Source organism: Microvirga sp. HS2, from assembly GCF_055792805.1.
The window spans coordinates 1-19263 of record NZ_JBVVAJ010000037.1 but is presented as its reverse complement, the minus strand read 5'-3'; the positions used below and the strand labels follow the sequence as shown (position 1 = coordinate 19263).

Annotated in this window: 19 protein-coding genes; 18 read left to right on the top strand and 1 reads right to left on the bottom strand. The window is 58.3% G+C overall.

Going from position 1 to position 19263, the window contains the following annotated elements:
* Positions 1–23 precede the first annotated feature (23 nt).
* The 12 genes from ACS5Q0_RS22835 (at position 24) to ACS5Q0_RS22780 (ending at position 12522) form a co-directional block, all read left to right on the top strand.
* Positions 24–779, top strand: coding sequence for an SDR family NAD(P)-dependent oxidoreductase (locus ACS5Q0_RS22835; protein ID WP_473128951.1), 756 nt, complete (start codon positions 24–26; stop codon positions 777–779).
* Positions 780–805: 26 nt separating this feature from the next.
* Positions 806–2218: a dihydropyrimidinase gene (gene hydA / locus ACS5Q0_RS22830; RefSeq protein ID WP_473128950.1), complete on the top strand. Its 1413-nt coding sequence runs from the start codon at positions 806–808 to the stop codon at positions 2216–2218.
* A gap of 523 nt (positions 2219–2741) precedes the next feature.
* Positions 2742–4007 (top strand): glycerate kinase type-2 family protein, encoded by a 1266-nt coding sequence (locus tag ACS5Q0_RS22825; RefSeq protein WP_473128949.1) that lies wholly within the window; start codon positions 2742–2744, stop codon positions 4005–4007.
* Between the two features lie 117 nt (positions 4008–4124).
* Positions 4125–5099, top strand: coding sequence for a D-2-hydroxyacid dehydrogenase (locus ACS5Q0_RS22820; RefSeq protein ID WP_473128971.1), 975 nt, complete (start codon positions 4125–4127; stop codon positions 5097–5099).
* 247 nt (positions 5100–5346) lie between these two features.
* Positions 5347–6039 (top strand): IS6 family transposase, encoded by a 693-nt coding sequence (locus tag ACS5Q0_RS22815; RefSeq protein ID WP_473128970.1) that lies wholly within the window; start codon positions 5347–5349, stop codon positions 6037–6039.
* A gap of 1294 nt (positions 6040–7333) precedes the next feature.
* Positions 7334–7507 carry a hypothetical protein gene (locus tag ACS5Q0_RS22810; RefSeq protein ID WP_473128948.1) on the top strand — a complete coding sequence of 58 codons (174 nt, stop codon included), beginning with the start codon at positions 7334–7336 and terminating at the stop codon, positions 7505–7507.
* A gap of 2 nt (positions 7508–7509) precedes the next feature.
* The gene (gene repC / locus ACS5Q0_RS22805; protein WP_473128947.1) at positions 7510–8487 is read left to right on the top strand and encodes a plasmid replication protein RepC; all 978 of its coding nucleotides are present in this window, start codon (positions 7510–7512) and stop codon (positions 8485–8487) included.
* A gap of 320 nt (positions 8488–8807) precedes the next feature.
* Positions 8808–9056, top strand: a complete 249-nt coding sequence (locus tag ACS5Q0_RS22800) for a WGR domain-containing protein (RefSeq protein WP_473128946.1) — start codon at positions 8808–8810, stop codon at positions 9054–9056.
* A 370-nt stretch (positions 9057–9426) separates the two neighbouring features.
* The gene (locus tag ACS5Q0_RS22795; RefSeq protein ID WP_473128945.1) at positions 9427–9603 is read left to right on the top strand and encodes a hypothetical protein; all 177 of its coding nucleotides are present in this window, start codon (positions 9427–9429) and stop codon (positions 9601–9603) included.
* A 16-nt stretch (positions 9604–9619) separates the two neighbouring features.
* Positions 9620–9781, top strand: coding sequence for a hypothetical protein (locus tag ACS5Q0_RS22790; protein ID WP_473128944.1), 162 nt, complete (start codon positions 9620–9622; stop codon positions 9779–9781).
* A gap of 26 nt (positions 9782–9807) precedes the next feature.
* On the top strand, positions 9808–11589 hold the full coding sequence (locus tag ACS5Q0_RS22785; protein ID WP_473128969.1) for a relaxase/mobilization nuclease domain-containing protein: 1782 nt from the start codon (positions 9808–9810) through the stop codon (positions 11587–11589).
* Positions 11590–11823: 234 nt separating this feature from the next.
* Positions 11824–12522 (top strand): IS6 family transposase, encoded by a 699-nt coding sequence (locus ACS5Q0_RS22780; protein WP_473128943.1) that lies wholly within the window; start codon positions 11824–11826, stop codon positions 12520–12522.
* Between the two features lie 89 nt (positions 12523–12611).
* On the opposite strand, the gene ACS5Q0_RS22775 is transcribed toward ACS5Q0_RS22780, so the two are convergent.
* Complete coding sequence (locus ACS5Q0_RS22775) at positions 12612–13550, bottom strand: LysR family transcriptional regulator (protein ID WP_473128942.1); 939 nt, start codon at positions 13548–13550, stop codon at positions 12612–12614.
* Positions 13551–13765: 215 nt separating this feature from the next.
* Here ACS5Q0_RS22775 and ACS5Q0_RS22770 point away from each other — a divergent pair, with 215 nt between their 5' ends.
* The 6 genes from ACS5Q0_RS22770 to ACS5Q0_RS22745 all read left to right on the top strand — a co-directional run bounded on the left by ACS5Q0_RS22770 (position 13766) and on the right by ACS5Q0_RS22745 (position 18937).
* Entirely contained in the window at positions 13766–14890 is a 1125-nt protein-coding gene (locus ACS5Q0_RS22770) for an ABC transporter ATP-binding protein (protein WP_473128941.1), read from the top strand.
* Between the two features lie 81 nt (positions 14891–14971).
* Entirely contained in the window at positions 14972–15955 is a 984-nt protein-coding gene (locus ACS5Q0_RS22765; protein ID WP_473128940.1) for an ABC transporter substrate-binding protein, read from the top strand.
* A 75-nt stretch (positions 15956–16030) separates the two neighbouring features.
* A complete protein-coding gene (locus ACS5Q0_RS22760) occupies positions 16031–16960 on the top strand; it encodes an ABC transporter permease (protein WP_473128939.1) in 930 nt (309 codons plus the stop codon).
* A complete protein-coding gene (locus ACS5Q0_RS22755) occupies positions 16957–17763 on the top strand; it encodes an ABC transporter permease (protein ID WP_473128938.1) in 807 nt (268 codons plus the stop codon). The genes ACS5Q0_RS22760 and ACS5Q0_RS22755 overlap by 4 nt, the downstream gene beginning before the upstream one ends.
* 158 nt (positions 17764–17921) lie before the next feature.
* Positions 17922–18353 (top strand): ester cyclase, encoded by a 432-nt coding sequence (locus tag ACS5Q0_RS22750; RefSeq protein ID WP_473128937.1) that lies wholly within the window; start codon positions 17922–17924, stop codon positions 18351–18353.
* A gap of 191 nt (positions 18354–18544) precedes the next feature.
* Positions 18545–18937: a hypothetical protein gene (locus ACS5Q0_RS22745; RefSeq protein ID WP_473128936.1), complete on the top strand. Its 393-nt coding sequence runs from the start codon at positions 18545–18547 to the stop codon at positions 18935–18937.
* The last annotated feature ends 326 nt before the right edge of the window (positions 18938–19263 follow it).

The window sequence follows — 19263 nt, the reverse complement described above, 5'->3', positions numbered from 1 at the left end:
TCGAATCTATTTAGGAGATGATGATGAAAGACTTCAATCTTGCTGGACGCACTGCACTTGTCACAGGTGGTAGCCGCGGCATTGGTGCGGCCATTGTCGAACTTTTTGCGATCCATGGCGCGAAGGTTGGCTACTGCCAATATGGTGACGATAAGAACGCCGTGGCGCTAGCAAGTCGAATGGATGAAAAGAGAATTTCGGTTGCTCACACTATCTGCGATGTATCTAAGGAGGCAGATGTGGAGGAACTCGCTGCCTGGAGCAGAAATACACTTGGTCACGTCGATATCCTGGTCAACTGCGCCGGGATCGGAGGCGACCTGCTGTTCGAGGATGTCACGGTCGAGGCTTTCGACAGGATGATCGCAGTTCACCTTCGGGGAACATTTCTGGTAACCCGTCAGTTTTATCCGGCCATGGCAGAGCGTAGTTGGGGACGAATTATCAACTTCTCTTCGCAGCTTGCCTACAAGGGCGCACCTGGCCAGTCTCACTATTGCGCTGCTAAGGCCGGTATCGTTGGCTTCACGCGTGCTCTCGCCTATGAGGCGGCTCCTAAAGGCGTGACGGTTAACTCGATCGCGCCTGGCCCGGTCGAGACCGACATGCTAATGGGGTTGACTGACGGGTGGCGGGCGATGAAGCAGGCTCAGCTGCCGATCGCGCGCTTCGGTCACGTAGACGAGATCGCACCAACGGCTCTGCTCCTCGCCTCAGAGGCTGGCTCCTTCTATGTTGGACAGACGCTTTCGCCCAACGGCGGTGATGTGCTGCTCTGACGCGATTGGAGCTAAGGAATTTTCCAATGTATGATCTTGTTATACGTAACGGTCGTGTTGCGACTGCGTCGGACGTATTTCAGGCCGATGTTGCGATCCGTGATGGTCGCATTGTGCTGATTGGCGAGAAGCTGCCCGATGGGCGTGAGACGATCGATGCGGGTGGTTGCTTGGTGTTGCCCGGAGGTATTGACAGTCACGTTCATCTTTCCCAGCCTTCGGGTGAGGGCATCATGATGGCCGACGATTTCGAGAGCGGAACGCGATCGGCGATCTTCGGCGGCAACACCACCATCATGCCCTTTTGCCTTCAGCAGAAGGGCCAGGGTTTGCGCGAAGCCCTGAATGCCTACCACGCCCTCGCGGAGGGAAACTGCTACACAGATGTGTCCTTTCACCTCATCCTATCCGATCCGACGCCAGCGGTCCTCGGCCAGGAATTGCCAGCATTAGTGGCGGATGGCTACACCTCGTTTAAGGTCTTCATGACATACGAGGGATTGCGCCTGAATGATGCTGAGATCTTGAAGACCATGGACGTTGCCCGACGCACCGGAGCCCTGGTTATGGTGCACTGTGAAAACGAAGATGCTATCCGGTATCTGATCGGCCGGAAAGAGGTAGAGGGCGATGTTGCCCCGCGCGCGCACGCCACTACTCGGCCGGTGACCGTGGAACGGGAAGCGACGCACCGCGCCTTGTCACTCGCCGAGATTGTAGACGTGCCCGTTGTTATCGTCCATGTATCGAGCGGTCCGACAATCGAGGAGATAGCACGGGCGCGGAGCCGGGGCCTGAAGGTCATTGGCGAGACGTGTCCACAATATCTTATGCTCACGGCCGATGATCTCGATGGCATGGACTGGGAAGGGGCAAAATTCGTCTGCTCACCCCCACCGCGCGATGCCGCGAGCCAAGCGGATTGCTGGCGCGGTCTCGAAACCGGGGTCTTCGACCTCTTCTCCTCCGACCATTGCCCATTCCGCTACAACGATCCGGCCGGCAAGCTGAACCCGAAGGGGCGCACAAGCTTCCGGCATATCCCGAATGGCATCCCCGGTGTTGAGACCCGGCTACCGATTTTGTTCTCAGAAGGGGTGATGAAGGGACGTATCGACCTGCCTCGTTTCGTTGCACTGACGTCTACAAACCACGCGAAGACCTACGGTCTAGATACGAAAGGACGAATTGCGGTCGGAATGGATGCCGATATCGCGATTTGGGATCCGAACATCCGCCGCACCATCCGCCACGCTGAATTGCACGATGGAGCTGACTATTCTCCTTACGAGGGCCTCGAAGTTCAAGGATGGCCCACAACTGTTGTTCTCGGCGGGAAGGTAGTAGTGCGCAACGGAGAACTCACCGAGGCAGAACCTACTGGGGTTTATCGCAGTCGGAGTCTTCCGAATCTTACCGGTAGTCACCGACAGGCTTAACGAGGCTTTCCACCTTCTGGTGGTGTTGACGGTCCGCGCTCATCGAACTGGTCCAGTGGGTGGACTAATTTTCAGGAGGCTAGCCATCAACTCGAGATGCACTGATAGCAAGGATGCATTGATCCGCGTGAGTGAGCTGCCGGCGGCCTTCGCGCCCTCGGTAAAAGCGATCAGGCCACCTGGATTGATCGCTGCGGGGAGAGCAAGAAAGCCATGACCGCTACCGTTGCATCCTTCATCTATCGAATTCCTAATGTCTTCGAGCTCAGGGGGAATTCGCTTTCCAGGCTTCCTTCGCCCGTGAAGAGCCTAGGTTGCACCAGTGTTCATTTAGTTCGAGATCCGGATACCGCTAATGCCGTTTTGTTCGATGGTGGCGTCGGCGCACTCTCTAGTGCAATCAGTCCTTTCGCAGTGACAGATGGGGAGAGCGATCCGGATGTCCACTTCGTTAAACGGCGCACTGATGACATCGTTTTTGCAGTGTCGCGGGTGGGCTCCTCCTGTGGCTGGAGATGATGAGATGATTGACTTAGATCCGCGATCGTTCCTGCTCGCTTGCTTCGACCGAGCCGTGAAATCCTGCCGCCCGGCGGACATCATGGCTTCCTTCCTGCCGGCTCCCCCGGTAGGAAGGACAATTGTCGTCGGCGCCGGCAAGGCTGCAGCTTCCATGGCGGCAGCTCTCGAAAAGCTCTGGACTGGGCCGCTCGAGGGCATGGTCGTGACGCGGCATGGCCATGGTGCGGAATGCGAGCGCATTCGCGTCATTGAGGCGGGTCACCCGAACCCTGACGAGGCAGGCGGAAGAGCGGCGAGCGAAATGCTCCGGCTGGTTCAAGGGCTCGGGCCGGACGATCTGGTGCTGTGTCTTCTGTCCGGGGGCGGATCATCCCTGCTCATGCTCCCGCCGTCTGGCGTGGCCCTTGCAGAGGTGAAGACGGTCAACTCGGCCCTCCTGCGAAGTGGCGCTCCGATCCACGACATGAACCGGGTTCGCTCGGTCGTATCGCAACTCGGCGGCGGGCGCTTGGCGGTTCGGGCATGGCCTGCGCCTGTCGTCACTCTCGCAATCTCGGACGTGCCCGGAGACGATCTGGCGACGATTGCGTCAGGACCGACTGTCGCGCCAACATCCTCGCCAGCCATGGCGCTTGAGGTTCTGGAACGTTACGGCGCCAAGATCCCCGAGAGCCTCTTGGCTTATCTAAGATCGGATCGGGCGCATCCTCCATCGCCTCAGCATCCCGCGTTCTCGGCAGCTGACTTCCGACTGATAGCGTCCGGCACATTCGCCCTTAAGACTGCGGCGAAAGTTGCTCAGGATGCCGACATCGAAACGCTGATCCTCGGCGATGCCATCGAAGGAGAGGCGAGGGAGGTCGGAAAGGTGCTGGCAGGCATCGCCCGCTCCATTCGCCAGGGGCAAACGACAATACGGTGTCCCTGCCTCGTTCTATCAGGAGGCGAGACCAGTGTCACCGTGACGACACAGGGTCGGGGCGGCCGGAATACGGAGTTCCTCCTCTCGTTTGCGCTTGCCATCGATCGCGTGGATGGCATCGCAGCCATTGCGTGCGACACGGACGGCATCGATGGTTCCGAGGGCAACGCGGGGGCCCTTGCGGACGGCACCACGGTGGAGCGCGCCCGTGCGGTGGGGGTCGATGCGCGCGAGCGGCTTGCAGGAAACGACGCCTATAGCGTTTTTGAGGCCACCCGGGACCTTGTTGTCACAGGTCCTACCCTCACGAACGTGAACGATTTCAGAGCAATCCTAATCCTGTGACCGAACGTGGGCGCTGCGATCGATCTGTCTACGCGATCGTTCCCCGCCTCGCCTATGTCGCGCAACGCGCTTTCACCTCCACACAGAGAACATCATTCAAGAGAGGTCGGCATGAGCATGCCCCATCATCACTCCCGGGTTGTCTTTCTTGACACGGGAACCTTTCCCAGCGGCATCACTATTCGCGATCTCAGTTTTCCGCATGAGTTCGTCTTTCACGAAAGAACATCGGCTTATGAAGTGGCCTGCCGGATTGCAGAAGCCGACATAGTCGTCACGAACAAGGTGCCTTTGCGGCGCGAGGCCTTGAGCCAGGCGCCAAGACTGAAGTTCATCGCTGTTGCTGCCACTGGTTACGACGTTGTCGATCTAGACGCCTGCAAGGACTTCGACGTGACGGTGTCCAATATCCGGAACTACGCCATCAACACCGTTCCGGAACATACCTTTGCGCTCATTCTCGCCCTGCGCCGCAGCATTACCGCATACCATCGCTCGGTGGCCGCGGGTGATTGGCAGAAGTCGGGGCAGTTCTGCTATTTTGACTATCCGATCAACGATTTGTCGGGTTCCACATTGGGAATCATCGGCGACGGCGTGCTTGGCCGGGCGGTTGCCGATCTCGGCCGTGCCTTCGGTATGCGCGTGCTGTTCTCGACATACAAGGGCGTGTCCGGCATGGGGCCTCTCTACACCCCGTTCGAGGATGTGCTTCGACAAAGCGACATCATCACGCTTCATGCGCCTCTGACGCCCTCAACACGTAACATGATCGGCGCTGCGGAATTCGCATTGATGGAGCAGCGTCCTCTGTTGATCAACACGGCGCGCGGAGGCCTCGTGGACGAGAATGCTTTGTCTGAGGCGCTGATCGGCGGGCAAATCGCCGGAGCAGGGTTTGATGTCGTGACCGCCGAGCCGCCGCCCGCCGACCATCCGTTCATGCGCCTTCTCGATCGGCCGAACTTTATTCTGACGCCGCATGTTGCTTGGGCCAGTCGTGAGGCGATTCAAGGACTCGTGGATCAGTTAATCGAGAATATTGAGCTGTTTCAGCAGGGTATACCACGCAATATCGTTAACGCAGCTTAGGACAACTGATTGTAAACAAGTGCTTAATCCTGGGGTTTGATGGTGCAATCTTTTCGACTGAGTGGAAGGAAGCACTTAAAGGCACTGTTGCAGCAACTTGAAAGGGCATAACGAAACCGGTCGAACGGGTCACTCTGGCATCAAGGGCACTGTCACGGGAACAGCTGACGGACCACAGCGGGAAGTGTCGCAAACGGTTCAGTAACTCAGTTCGGTCTACGCCTTCGGCAAGCTCCGGAGGTGCATGATGTTCAAAGGCCGCCATTTCGATCGTTCGGTGATCCTGCTCTGCGTCCGCTGGTATCTGGCTTACAGCCTCAGCCTCCGGAACTTGGAAGAGATGATGGCCGAGCGGGGCATCTCCATCGATCACGCAACCATCCATCGCTGGACCGTGCATTACGCACCGCAGTTGCTGGAGCAGTTCAATCGGCGCAAGCGAGCCGTCAGCCGGAAATGGCACATGGACGAGACTTACATCAAAGTTCGAGGTCAATGGAAATACCTCTACCGTGCCATCGACAGCAACACGATCGAGTTCTGGTTCAGCGAGAAGCGTAATTTGATCGCCGCTAAACGGTTTTTGCGCAAGGCGCTCAAGCGGCACGGACGGCCTGAGCGGATCGTGATTGATGGTAGTCAGACCAACAGGGAAGCCATCTTGTCCTGTGATACGACAGATCGGCTCCAGGATCGATCAAAGCACGAACTGAAGCCGATCGGCATCCGACAAAGTGCCTATCTGAATAATCGCATCGAGCAGGACCATCGGGCCATCAAGCGGCGGGTCCGGCCGATGCTTGGCTTCAAGTCAACAGCATCCGCTCGGGTGATCTTGAGCGGTATCGAGATGGTTCACATGATGCGCAAAGGACAGGCGAAGTACGCCTGCAATCGATCGGCATCCTTGGCCGAGCAGTTCGAGCTGCTCGCCGCATAACCGAATACGAACCGTGCTCGGATCTTTCTGTCCGCAGCCAGAAATTGCGACAGAGCCGGCCTGTTTTACCCGGACTGCGCCACGAACCCCATTCAGGGTCAGCACCTCGACTATCACTGGAATGGCACAACCGTTGATCTCTATCGTAATGCCAACACCGGCCAGGTCTTCCGAATTGTGTAAAACACGACAAAATCAGCTTTGAGCTGCTCCACTCTCATAAGTGGCAGAGATCCCGGACATGAGCGATGGCGGACATCTGGGAACTCGCAGCTCCTGTCAGGCTAACCCAAATATTCACTGGGCTTTGGGGTTCCGCCCGTAATCGTTAACCATATTCACGCAGCCGTTCTCGAATCATAAGACAGAGACGCGAATCGAACTTCAGGACGAATACTGCGCGACTTCGAATCTAGTGCGTAACTTGGAATCGCTCGGAACCGGGCTTTTACATACGAATTGATTCGGCCCTTTCAGCTAAATGATTCTGGCTAAAGAAGTTTCCCACTGCTGAATCGGTCTATTGTGAATGGATTCTTGACGCGCGACTCCACAGCCGCCTCAGAATCGGTCAACACTCGTATCGCTACGAGTATCATGGACGATCGAAATGGCTGATGCAGCAAGTCGCAAGCGAGCCCAACGTCTCCGTCAGACCCGTCGGGAAAGGGGGGACCGCGAAATGAATGTCTGGGTCTCTCACCTGGTTGGAACTGCAATTGACGAGGCTGTCGCTAGCGGCCGCTATCCCTCACGCCAAGTCGCCATCGCCCATGCCCTTGAAGCCACCTTTGTTCGGAAGGAGCCAAACACGGTGACGTAAACCAGGCAAAGCAAAAGGCCCACGAAGCTGGAAACTTCGAGGGCCTTTGGAGCTACCGAGGGATCGGCAACAGGAAAGATTCAGCCCCTTCCTTATGTCATCCCGACATTCCGAAGTCAATGAACATCGGTTTCGGTGGACGCTCTCGCTTTGCCCTGACGAAGAATGCGTCTGAGCTTCCAGCGCTGTCCTCGAGACAGCGCCAGTGGGTCAGACCAGATGAGATCGCAACAGAGGAGAAGCGCCACGGCGTGACGACGTAGGAAAAGCAACGGCCCCCGAAGCGCCAACTTCGGAGGCCGTGGAAATCAGTGGGACTTAGAAGACCCGAACAACTTCAAAGTCCCATACAGCGAATCCGGTGTCAACGGGGAAACGCCAATTTCTCCGGACAGCTGAGCTTTGCCTATCGCCTCAAGAGCCCCACTGCTTTTGAGAACGGACACGCTTGGCCTGAACAAGGTCAACACCATGACAGTGCATCAATCGACAACCCCCTTCGGCCGGCGGCCCCTGTCGCTAGCCATGGTCGCTGCGCGAGCGATCTCAGAGGCCGGGCCGAAGGACGCCCTGGCCGAGAAATGGAAGGTCTTCGACAACCTTCGGGAGGCCAAGGCCGCTCTCGGCATCTCGGATCCGACCTGATCGTGTTCCCGTCCAACAAGGCCCTGACGTTCCGGGCCAACGGCATGTCGCCGGCGACCCTGCGGCGCCACCTGGCGGCTCTCGTTCAGGCCGGCATGGTGATCCGGCGCGATAGCCCCAATGGGAAGAGGTACGCCCGGAAAGGGGAGGGGGGCTCGATCGAGCAGGCTTTTGGCTTCGACCTCTCACCACTCGTGGCTCGGGCCGCGGAGTTCGAGAGCCTCGCTGAGGCGGCTCGGGCCGAAAGGAAGGCGCGATATCTTTTGCGGGAAGAAATTAGGGTGCTTCGTCGCGACATCGGCAAAACCATTGCCTTCGCGATTGAGGAGGATTTGGCCGGCCCGTGGAACGATCTCCTGGTGCGGTTTGATGCCGTCAACGAGACGCCGCCCCGCAACGCCGAAACACCGGTTCTGGAAGCGATCGCAGCCGATTTGCGGACTCTTTGGGCCGATGTGGACAATACACTGAAAACTCAGCTTGAAACTCAGAATATGAGCGCCAGTGAGTCTCATTATGAGCGTCACTATCAAAATTCAAAACCAAACCCTCTTTTAGATTCTGAACAGAGCTTCCAGAAGAAGCTGGAAGAAACTTCGGCGCCAGACCCTGAAACCAGGAAGCCTCCCATTCGCGCTTTCTCCCTGAGTTTGGTGTTGCAGGCCTGTCCCGATATCGCGATGTACACGAAGGGAGGGCAGGGGATCTCCACCTGGCGCGAACTCATCACTGCGGCCGGTGTCGTGAGAGGGTCCTTGGGGATCAGTTCATCAGCTTGGGAGGACGCTTGTGTCGTCATGGGCGAGGAAGACGCCGCGATCGTGATTGCCGCGATCCTTCAGCGGTCCGAGATGATCGTGAGCGCTGGGGGCTACCTGCGAAATCTCACAGAGCGAGCGCGAGAAGGTAAATTCTCCGTCGGGCCCATGGTCATGGCTCTTCTTCGCGTCGCTGCCACGGATGGGAGGAAATCAGCATGACGCACCTGCCGCGACTCGGGAGAGGGCGGCTGAGACACGCGCAAGTCATCTGTAGAACGGCTCTCCCTTGTTCAGGGGCTTATAGACCTCCATAAGGAACTCAACTCGTGCTGAACGAGGTTGTTGCCGAGCAATCGATACCCTTTGCCAGAGGGCGGGCAGGGCTATGGGACTGTTCCAGTCGGTAGAGGTCGGGTTCGGCTTTTAGAGCAGGAAGCAGGCGCAACGGTACGATCCATCACAATCGTGAATCGGTCAGCCTGTGAAGGATTCCAGTCTTTCATTGGACCTAGAGGCAGCGGATCACGACACTTGGGCCTATGTCCGAAAAGCTCAACGTCCTCGTCTTGGAGCGCTGTGACACATCACAGAACGTTTCACGCTTTTACGTCTTGCGCATCGAGCCGTCGCTCTTCGGTGACCCGACCTTGGTCCGGGAGTGGGGCCGAATTGGCCAGCGTGGACGCCAGCGGATCGAAGTCCATCAAACAGAAGACAGGGCGGCGGAAGCCCTCGAATCCTGGCTCCGCCGCAAGCAACGCCGCGGCTACCGAGTCCGCCGCCTGTAGATCAAAATCGTCTCCGTCTAGGTCGTGATGACCTGCAGGCGACCTCGTGGCGACCTGACGCTAGATCAAAATGACCTACCGGCAGGTCATCGTGATCTACCGGGAAAGCCACAAGTGAAAATTTGCAACACTCCTGCCGCTTGTTGGGATCTTAAAAGGCTCGCGCATGGTGCCGCGTTCCGGCCGGGCTCGCAGGTTCCGCTGCGGGAAGTTCGGATCGATGCGCGGTGATCGTTTGTTTTATGCCTCCTCTCACCCGATCCTCCGCCTATGGGAGCTCTCATCCCGTTAGCCAGGAATGGGCTGTGCTACGCCCGCAGCTGGTGAGGAGGGAGCTTCCGTCTCAAGAGGCCTTGCGAACGGAGCCACCATGACGAACAAGCCTAAGATCCAATTGTCAAAAATCACCTCGTTCCGCCTCTCCAAGGAGGAGAATGCGATTGCTCGTCAAGCGGCTGAGGCGCGCGGCCAGGGCCTGTCGACCTTTGCCCGCGCCGCAACCTTGCGAGCGGCCCGCCTCCCGGCGCCGGCGGCGTGGCCCGGGTGACAGGACGCTGGCGCTCTTGCTTAGCGAGATGGGCCGGATTGGAGGCCTGCTGAAGGTCCTCACGCTTCAAGCGAAGGACGGCAAGGCCGACATGGCGGCCGTCGATGCGGTGCGGAGCGAGTTTGAGGCGCTGCGGAACTGGGTCCTTGATGCCGTGACCGAGGAGGAGGCCGCTTGACCCCCTCCCAGCTCATCATTGAAACGGTGGCGCACGGGCGGACCTGCCGCGACACGGAGCATTTGTACGCCCACCTCTTCAAGGAGGAGGGTCAGACAGTCCGCGTCGTCGCGATGGAGAACGTTGCGGCCAGCACCGCCCAAGAGGCATTCCGGATCATGGAACGGATGCGGGATGGACCGAAGAAGGCCGAGATCGCCTTCCACCACATGCCGATCAGCCCGTCCCGGCGGCTTGCGGAGGAACAGCGGGATCAAGTGGTGCAGCGGATCCTGGAGGCCCTTCGGGCGGAGGAGCATCCGTGGGTCCTCTTGGAGCACGACGGGAAGAAGCGGTCGATCGCTGACGCTGCCGATCACCACTTTCACTTGGTGCTGGGCCATGTTGGACCGGACTTGAAGGCCCTCGACACACGGGGATCCTACGCCAGACTGGAGGCCGTGGCGCGTTCACTCGAGCTCGACTGGGGGGTGCAAGTTCTCACCCCCACACGGCGCCACAAGGCTGTAGCGGCAGCGGCCTGCAGCCTGGGTCGGGAGGACGTCGCCGCAGCTGTGAAGGCGATGATGCCGAAGCATCCTGAGGACCTGCCTCGCGCAGCCATGTCGAGCCGGACCCGCGCGAGGGCCGCACGCAATGGCATTGATCTGCCACGGGAGCGGGTGAGGATCGCCGCGGCGTACAGCAGCGCCAATGCGGAAAGGACCGCTCGCGCCGCCATCGAGGCTCTCGGCTTCAGCCTTGTCAGAGGGGCGAAGGAGGATGTCTGGCTGGTGATGAAGGATGATATCCCGCTGGGTGCGCTCGACCGGCTTGCCCGCGCAAAAAGGAAAGAAGTCGCAGCTCGCCTGGATGGCATTCAGCATGCCGATGACGTGGATTCATCGCCTGCTGCGGCCATTCTGATCGAACCGGCTCTCTTGGATCAGACCGGGCCGGATCTTGATCAGCATGACGTCGAAGCGCGTCATAGCCAGCTGATTGACCCTTCCGCCGGTGATCCGGTGAGGTCCGGTCCTTCAGGTAAGAGGCATCCCGCAGATGCCGAGGCTCCGACGACCTGCTTATCTCCCATCCAGGCGAGTGCCGAGGAAATCCAAGAGGCTGGCTTTCACGCAGGGGCGGAACGTGAGGCTGTCGAAAGCGGCTCCCCCATGACTATGATACCGTCCGACTTGCCGGAAACGAGCGATCAGCATGCCGTGGCAATTGGTGACCTTCGTCGCCAAGTCCGCGAGCGAGTGAGGGGCATGCAGGAAGTTCTCCGGAGGGCTCAGGAGCCGCACCCTGTTCCGGCGGCACTCTTTATGGCGCAGGCCGAATTAGAGACTGCCCGCAAGGCTCGCGATCGAGCCAACCGGACTGTGACCCAACTTGAAGAAGAGCTTGGGCTGCTCCGAGACGGGAAGCCGGTTGTCTTCTGGGCCCGGTTCAGAGGCGCTGGCCGGCAGCATCTGGTGGCGATTGAAGAGGCTGAATCGGCGCTGGCCGAAGCTCAGAGAAACCATGCTGAGGCAGAGCAGAGGTTGCATGACAGGAGCCAAAGGGTGAAGAAGCTGAAGCAAGCTGTCGAGCGCGATAATGCTCCGCATCATCGCGAACGGGAGGCCGCTGTCGAGGCCGCGAAGGCGGCGCTGGTGTGGCTGCGGGACGCCGAGCAGGCTCTCGAGAGCAATCCTGCACTCGCGAGGATGAACTGGGATGCCCTCGAGTGCGCCGTCGCTCAGATGCGGTTGGACATGGTTCAGTCCAACCCTGATGGACAATCCTGCGATTTGGGGGATGGTCACCCTAGCATGAGGTTCTGACACCGAAGTTGCTGCAACACCTTGTACATCAATCGGGACACCTTAAACTGATCGTTTGAAAACAATCGGTGAGGGCCTGTGGACAGGGCTTGCCTTGGAGAACTAAGGCTTCTGAGCGAGAATGGGGGCGGCAGCCATCAGGAAAGCTGCCAGCCCCCTCTCTTATAAGGATCCGTTGCAAACCCTTCAGTAACTCAGTTCGGTCTACGCCTCCGGCACGTTCCGGAGGTACATATGTTCAAAGGCCGCCATTTCGACCGCTCGGTGATCCTGTTGTGCGTCCGGTGGTATCTGGCTTACAGCCTGAGCCTGCGGGACTTTGAGGAGATGATGGCGGAACGCGGCGTCTCCGTTGACCACACGACCATTCATCGCTGGACCGTCCACTATGCTCCACTGCTGCTGGAGCAGTTCAATCGGCAAAAGCGAACTGTCAGCGGCAAATGGCATGTGGACGAGACCTACATCAAGGTTCGTGGGCGGTGGATGTACTTGTACCGTGCGATCGGCAGTAGCGGCAACACGGTTGAATTCTGGTTCAGCGAGCGCCGAAACCTCACGGCCGCCAAGCGCTTCCTGCACAAGGCTATGAAGCGGCATGGTCGGCCTGAGCGGATTGCCATCGACGGCAGCCAGACCAACCGCGAAGCGATCCTGTTGTGTGACACCGCCGATCGGCTTCAGGATCGGTCGAGGCGCAAGCTGAAACCGATCCGCATCCGGCAAAGTGCCTACTTGAACAATCGCATCGAACAGGATCACCGCGCCATCAAGAGGCGGGTGCGGCCGATGCTCGGATTCAAGTCGATGGCATCCGCTCGGGTGATCTTGGGCGGCATCGAGATGGTTCACATGATGCGCAAACAACAGGCGAAGTACGCTTGCAATCGGCAGCCGTCGCTCGCAGAGCAGTTCGAGCGGCTCGTCGCATGAGCGCTTCATAGATCACTCTAGCATCTCTTTATCCATTGCCCAAGATTGCGCCAGAACCGCACGACAAGGTCGCAATTACATTTTGATGCCTAGCAACTCGGTGGGCGGGCCTGCTCCTGCGACTCAGGGTCGGGATCTGCCCGGCAGCAACGTTCAAGCCACGACCGGAACACACGCAAGGGCACGTCGCCCTCCTTGCGCTTGGGCCAAACCAGCCAATACGCCTCGCGCAACGGCACCGCCTGCTCGAAGACCGGCACAAGGCGCCCCTCAGATATTTCGTTTTGGGCGAGATAGTCAGGTAACAACGCGATGCCAAGGCCTGCGATCGCCGCCTGTATCATGATGGAAAACTGATCCATCAGCATTCCGGTGGTTGCCACCGGCTTTGCGCCTTGGCCACGAAACCAGTCGGCCCAGGCATTGGGAAGCGAATCGAGCTGCAGCATCGGAACCCCCTCCAGATCCTCCAGACGTTCCAGGCGATGCGTTTCCACAAACGCGGGCGAGGCGCAGGCCGTTACTTTCTCTTCGAAAAGCTTGAGGTAGTTAACCCCCTCCCAGTCGTCCAGGCCACAATAGATGGCGGCGTCGAAGACTTCTCCATCAAAGTCCAGTCTGCCTATCCGCGTCGCCATGTTCACCAGGATTCCAGGGTTCTCGCCCATAAAGCGTCCTAAGCGAGGACCGAGCCAGCGCGATGCGAAGGTCGGGGGAACCGCAAGCGTCAGCGTTCCGCCGTCAGGATTGGCCACCAGCGACATGCTGGCCCGGTGAATGATATCAAGAGCACGGGCAACTTCGCGCTGATAAGTGAGTGCGGTGGCGGTCGGGATCAGGCGCCGGCGGTCGCGTGCGAACAGTTTTCGATCCAGTTGCTCTTCAAGCGTCAGGATCAACCTGCTGACCGTACTTTGCGTCAGGTTGAGTTCCGATGCAGCCGCCGTGACTGAGCCATGCCTGACAACCGCGTCCAGGGCGAGGAGCAAGCTTGTCGAGGGAAGAAACCGTCGCTGTCGCATCATCATTCATTTTCTACATGCTTTCATTCAGAAAACACGTTTTTTTTTACTCGTACTCGCCTATTAACATCGAAATATGAATGCATTTGTTCCGTTTGCTGACCAGAGACCACCGCCGCGGGCAAGGCAAGCGCGGCCCGCCCGGCTAAAGGGCTCTAGTAGTGGGCGGAGAGCGAAAACTAAAGCCGGGCGTGAAGGTTCCGGTCGGGAGGGCATGCAGAGTGATCAATAGCAGACTCAAATCCGCCAATTCCGAGTCCGCCCGAATCCCGCAGGGAGCCAATGTCTCTCTAAGCTCCCTTGTCAAACGGTACGGGAAATCTCCGACGCCGGCGGTCCAGAACGTCAGCCTGGAAATCAAGTCGGGTGAGTTCGTTACGCTTCTGGGGCCGAGCGGTTCTGGCAAGACCACGACCCTGATGATGATCGCCGGGTTTGAAACCGTGACGTCTGGCGAAATCGTGGTTGACGGCAAGCCGATAACCGATCTGGCGGCCCACAAGCGCGACATCGGCGTCGTATTTCAGAGCTATGCCCTGTTCCCGCATATGACGGTGCGGCAGAATATCGAGTTCCCATTGAAAATGCGGCGCTGGAATGCCGGCGATATCGCCCGTGCCGTGGCGGCGTCGCTGAAGCTGGTCCGGCTTGAAGAATATGGCGACCGGTTTCCCTCACAACTCAGCGGTGGCCAGCAGCAGCGTGTGGCGCTAGCGAGGGCGACGGTCTTTACGCCGAAGCTGCTGTTGATGGACGAGCCCTTGAGCGCGCTGGACCGACAGTTGCGGCAGGCTATGCAGATCGAGATCAAGCGAATTCAGCGCTCGCTCGGCATCACCGTCGTCGCGGTGACGCACGACCAGGAAGAAGCATTGACGATGTCCGATCTCGTCGTCGTCATGAACGATGGCAAGATCGTTCAGACAGGAACAGCGAACGAGATCTACGAGAGGCCAGAGACCGATTTCGTCGCGAACTTCGTCGGCGAAACCAATCTCCTGTCGGGCGTGGTGGTCGAGCAGCGGAATGACGGCTCGGTGGTCAGGACCAATGACGGCATCATATTGACGACCGCGGCCAGACTTACGATCGACAGCAGGGCCACTTTGTCGATCCGCCCTGAACATATCAGCGTTTGCAATAATCAGTCGGCACCCGGCTCGGAAAACCGGTTCCAGGCCAATGTACTGGAGTGGGTCTATAGTGGGGCAACCACAAGAGGAATTCTGGAGCTGGGAGACACGCATCTGATTGCGCGTGTTCCGGGGGCGGAAGCATTGCGGGCCGGGAAGGTGGAGGTTTGCGTGGACCCTGCCCGCGTCATTGCTGTTCGAAAGGAAAATTGAGCAGCTGGACAGCAACATTTTACGTGTTCGAAAAAGGGAGAGCAGAGCATGATACGTTATCTGAGAGGGGCAGTCGCCCTTATGGCCCTGAGCGCCGCGTCGCCGGCGCCTGCCGAAGACCTGGTTGTGGCGGCGACAGGCGGTGCCTTTGAGGAGACGCTCAAGAAGGCCTATGTCACGCCGTTCCAAGAGGCGACCGGACTCAAGGTCGTGATGGCAAGCCAAGACAGCACCGTCGGGCCGCTCAAGGCGCAGGTGGAGGCCGGCAATGTCAAATGGGATGTCGTCTTTCTAGCACCTATCGACAGCGAGGTCGCCAAGGTGGACGGCCTCCTGCAGCCGATCGACTATAACGTCGTCAAAGCCGAGGGGCTGCGCGAGGGCGCGGCGAAGCCGGAGCGGCTCGCCGCCCTTTACTCGGCGTCCGTCGTCGCCTGGAATTCCGGAGCGTTTAAGGGTGTCGAAGGACCGAAGGCGCTGTTCGATCTCAAAAACTATCCGGGCAAGCGTGCGATTAGATCAAGCACCCCCTATGGCATCTTGGAGATCGCCCTGCTGGCCGACGGCGTGAGCGCGGAGGATCTCTACCCTCTGGACCTCGACCGTGCCTTCGCCAAGCTCGATGAGATCAAGGACGAGATCATCTTCTATACCGCCAATGAGCAAGGGGTTCAGCTTCTAGCCTCTGGCCAGGCCCAGATCGGCGTCATCCCGAACGGGCGCGCCTTCAAGGCCAGTTCAGATGGTCTCAACATAAGCTACACCTTCAATGGCGGCGTCAATTTCATTGATTACTGGGTGGTCCCGAAGGGTGCGAAAAACCCGGAAAATGCAATGAAGTTCCTGAATTTCGTCACGCAGGCGAAGGGGCAGGAAGCTGTCGGCAAGGTAATGGGCTATGGCGGCAGTAACCCAGCTGCGGATGAAACCTATTCGCCCGACCACCTGAAGCACATGCCGACCGCGCCCGAGAATTTGAAGGGCCTCATTACGCTGGATTCTGACTGGTGGTCGAAGAACCTGAAGTCGGTGTTCTCACGCTGGCAAGCCTGGATCGTCCAGTAGCAAACGCCCCATCGCCGGGCCCGGACCGCCTGCCGCAGGGTCTTCCCGACGGCAGTCCGGGTCTGGTCGCTGACCATGAACGGCGCTGAAGAAAAGGGTTCCGACATGAAAACTCAAAATCTTTCAAAGCCGATTGGGCGCTACCCAGATTTCAGGAAGTATCTCGGCAGGGCGTCCGCATCGCCATGGATACTGCTGGCGCCGATCTTCGTGCTCTATGCGCTGGTTCTGGTGTACCCGCTGCTGTGGTTGCTCACCAAAAGCTTCATGACGGCATCCGGCTTCGGTTTGCAGAACTATGCGCAGGTTTTTGAGACGTCGGTTTTCGCCAACGTCGTCTACAGGTCTTTCGTCATCGCCCTCGAAGTGACGGCCCTGTGCGTTCTGCTCGGCTACCCTCTGGCCTTTGTCATCCACCATGCGCCGCCGAAGCTGCGCGTCATCATGACGGCGGCGGTCGTGTCTCCCGTGCTGGTCGGTGCGCTGATCCGGTCTTTTGCGTGGATTGCGATCCTCGAAAACCGTGGCGTTATAAACTCCACCTTCATCGCTTCCGGCATCGTGGATATGCCGGTGCCACTCGTCTACAACAGGGTCGGGCTGATGATAGGCATGGTCAATGTCATGCTGCCATTCTGCGTCCTGCCGATGATTGCGAGCATGAAAAGCGTCGACCCGCGTCTCGTTCCCGCCGCAAAGAGCCTCGGCGCTTCGCCGCTGCGCAGCTTCCTGCGCGTCTTTCTGCCGCTCAGCATGCAGGGGGTCAGCGCGGGCGCGCTGCTGACTTTCCTCCTATCTCTGGGCTTCTACATCACCCCGGCGCTTCTGGGCGGGCGAAAGGACTCGATGATCGCCCAGATTATCCAAGTGCAGGTGATGAATCTTGGGGAGTTCAACACTGCCGCCGCGATGGGCTGGCTTCTCATGGTCGTCACCATTCTCCTTCTGCTGGTTTATGGGCGGTTCTTCAGTCTCAACACCCTGTTCGGGAGCAGCGCAAGATGAACAGAAAATCGCTGAACGTCTCGTGGATCCTGCTATATTCCTATGCAGGCATCGCCGTCATCTTCACGCTGCTGCCAGTGCTGATGATATTCCCCTTCGCATTCAATTCCGCGCCATATCTTGCATTCCCACCGCAAGGTTTTTCCCTGCAGTGGTTTGCGGCGTTCTTTCGCGAGCCGACGTGGCTCAACGCCGCCATCAAGAGCTTTGAAATCGCCGTGGCGACGACAATCGTGTCGGTGATATGTGGAACGTTGGCTGCCTTCGCAGTGGTGCGAAAGAAGATGCGGTACGGCAACACGATTTCGATTTTCCTGCTGTTTCCGATGATCGGGCCGCACATCACCTTTGCGATCGGCATATTCGGCATATTCTCGCGCCTGAACCTTACGGGAACGACCGCCGGCCTTGCTCTGGCGCATAGCGCGATGGCCGTTCCATTCGTCTATATCAATGTTGCCTCGCGTCTTTCGACTTTCGATGCATCGCTGGAGCGAGCCGCCCAAAGTCTCGGCGCCTCGCAGGTGCAGTGTTTCCTGCGCATTACCGCGCCCATCATCGCTCCGGCGATCATTGCGGGCGGTGTATTTGCTTTCATCATCTCGTGGGATGAATTCATCATCACGTATTTTGTCGCTGACACCAGCACGCAGACTTTGCCTTTGCGGTTCTTCTCCGGAATCCAGTACGGCGTCGACGTAACGGCCGCCGCTGCTGCGGTTCTGGTTCTCTTCGCCCTGGCGCTAGGCGTCGTCCTGTATCGCCTGACCACCATCTGGATAATCCGGGGCAAGCGGGGTTAGCCAGCGATGCAACTTCAAGACTGAAGACCTTGCCGTTCCTGAACGGAACGAACACCGGAAAAAGTTCCGCAAAGAACCGCTTGTCAGGATTCTGCCTGCAACAAGAACGGACACTCTTCACTACACAATATAACCAACAGAAAGGTAAATAGAGTATCATGAATGCTGATAATAACATTCAGACCGTACTCAATTCGATAGATGTGATCTTCAACAAGGGACAATTGGATAGAATCCCCGAGTTTTATTCGCCGGAGTTCCGGTCGCATCAGGGCGGCGGCTACGGGATAATGTTGTGGGAGCCCGGGTGGGACGGACTGCACAAGCACGTATCGGAGATCAGGAAGATGTGGCCTGATTATCACGAGGAGATCGAACTCATCTTCAGTGCGGGCGAGCTTGTCACGGTGCGGATGAATCTCACTGGAACCAGTCTGGGTGACGGGGCGCTGCCGCATACCGGCAAGTCATTCAAGGTGAAGGACATGATGATCTGCCGTGTCGTCGATAACAGGCTGGTCGAACAATGGGGCCTGACCGACAATTATTCGAGGTTGATTCAGCTGGGCTATATTAATCCAGTTGTATAGGCGCGACGCAGGCTGGGTAGCGCGGCATGTCCTGCCGCGTTACCCAGCCGGACAAGCAAAAACTGGCTAGTGCTGCAGTGGTGAAGGCTGCGTCGACATCATCCTGGCTCGTCTGCAAGGAGGCGACAGGCACTAGACCTATTTCTGCACTGCGCTCTTGAACATTCTCACTACCTGCCGAGGTCAAGATCATGAAGTTGAATCATTTCTCCAACCGGGTCGAAGACGCGCATTTCGACATTGTCGTGGAAATGCTGAAGACTCAACTTGAATTCATTGAACTTCGCCGCACCGAAAGGTCCATTTGGTTGCGACAGGCTGGGGCAAATATTGATCTGCAATTCTCACGCAGCAATGTCGTCCACCGCGACGCGGACAAGCGAGGATCGCAAGTGGCGTTCCTAAGCAAGACACCCCGCGCGGATCTTGAACGACTCGCGGCCTGGGTACGTAGCAAGGGACTGGACGCGACACTGGGTCAGTGGTCCGACAGGGAATTCTTCTTGGATGTTCCAGCAGCCTTCATTGATTTCGTGATAGAGGCGATGACGCCCGATATGGCCGAGTACGACACTTCCATCTAGGTGTCTGATCCCAGGGTTTGATGGTGCATTCTTGTCTAACCGAAAACTCTCACGTTCACTGGTCCAACTTCGTGGGAGGGGACCACTCGCTACCCACCTCCACCGCCTACAAGCCATGGCGGCATGGATAGTCGCGGCAAACGTGCTCGCCTGAGGCTAGCGAAAGCAGGGCTTATCGCGGTCTCCTCAGGTTACCGTGACATTGATCCGCCCCCATGGAGGGGTCCGGTTGGAATGTTAATGGAGTGATGGCCTTTCCGCCAGCACGGATGACGCAGTTGGTTGAGGGTTGGGCGCTGCTCGCACCGACATGGCCGGGACGAACA

Excerpts from the sequence above, each read along its gene's own strand:
- ACS5Q0_RS22800 (WP_473128946.1), top strand. The coding sequence starts at position 8,808 with ATGTCCGAAAAGCTCAACGTCCTCGTCTTGGAGCGCTGTGACACATCA.
- ACS5Q0_RS22760 (WP_473128939.1), top strand. The coding sequence starts at position 16,031 with ATGAACGGCGCTGAAGAAAAGGGTTCCGACATGAAAACTCAAAATCTT.
- ACS5Q0_RS22780 (WP_473128943.1), top strand. The coding sequence starts at position 11,824 with ATGTTCAAAGGCCGCCATTTCGACCGCTCGGTGATCCTGTTGTGCGTC.
- ACS5Q0_RS22765 (WP_473128940.1), top strand. The coding sequence starts at position 14,972 with ATGGCCCTGAGCGCCGCGTCGCCGGCGCCTGCCGAAGACCTGGTTGTG.
- ACS5Q0_RS22775 (WP_473128942.1), bottom strand. The coding sequence starts at position 13,550 with ATGATGATGCGACAGCGACGGTTTCTTCCCTCGACAAGCTTGCTCCTC.
- hydA (WP_473128950.1), top strand. The coding sequence starts at position 806 with ATGTATGATCTTGTTATACGTAACGGTCGTGTTGCGACTGCGTCGGAC.
- ACS5Q0_RS22755 (WP_473128938.1), top strand. The coding sequence starts at position 16,957 with ATGAACAGAAAATCGCTGAACGTCTCGTGGATCCTGCTATATTCCTAT.
- ACS5Q0_RS22825 (WP_473128949.1), top strand. The coding sequence starts at position 2,742 with ATGATTGACTTAGATCCGCGATCGTTCCTGCTCGCTTGCTTCGACCGA.
- ACS5Q0_RS22815 (WP_473128970.1), top strand. The coding sequence starts at position 5,347 with ATGTTCAAAGGCCGCCATTTCGATCGTTCGGTGATCCTGCTCTGCGTC.
- ACS5Q0_RS22810 (WP_473128948.1), top strand. The coding sequence starts at position 7,334 with ATGACAGTGCATCAATCGACAACCCCCTTCGGCCGGCGGCCCCTGTCG.
- ACS5Q0_RS22745 (WP_473128936.1), top strand. The coding sequence starts at position 18,545 with ATGAAGTTGAATCATTTCTCCAACCGGGTCGAAGACGCGCATTTCGAC.
- ACS5Q0_RS22795 (WP_473128945.1), top strand. The coding sequence starts at position 9,427 with ATGACGAACAAGCCTAAGATCCAATTGTCAAAAATCACCTCGTTCCGC.
- ACS5Q0_RS22835 (WP_473128951.1), top strand. The coding sequence starts at position 24 with ATGAAAGACTTCAATCTTGCTGGACGCACTGCACTTGTCACAGGTGGT.
- ACS5Q0_RS22820 (WP_473128971.1), top strand. The coding sequence starts at position 4,125 with ATGCCCCATCATCACTCCCGGGTTGTCTTTCTTGACACGGGAACCTTT.
- ACS5Q0_RS22750 (WP_473128937.1), top strand. The coding sequence starts at position 17,922 with ATGAATGCTGATAATAACATTCAGACCGTACTCAATTCGATAGATGTG.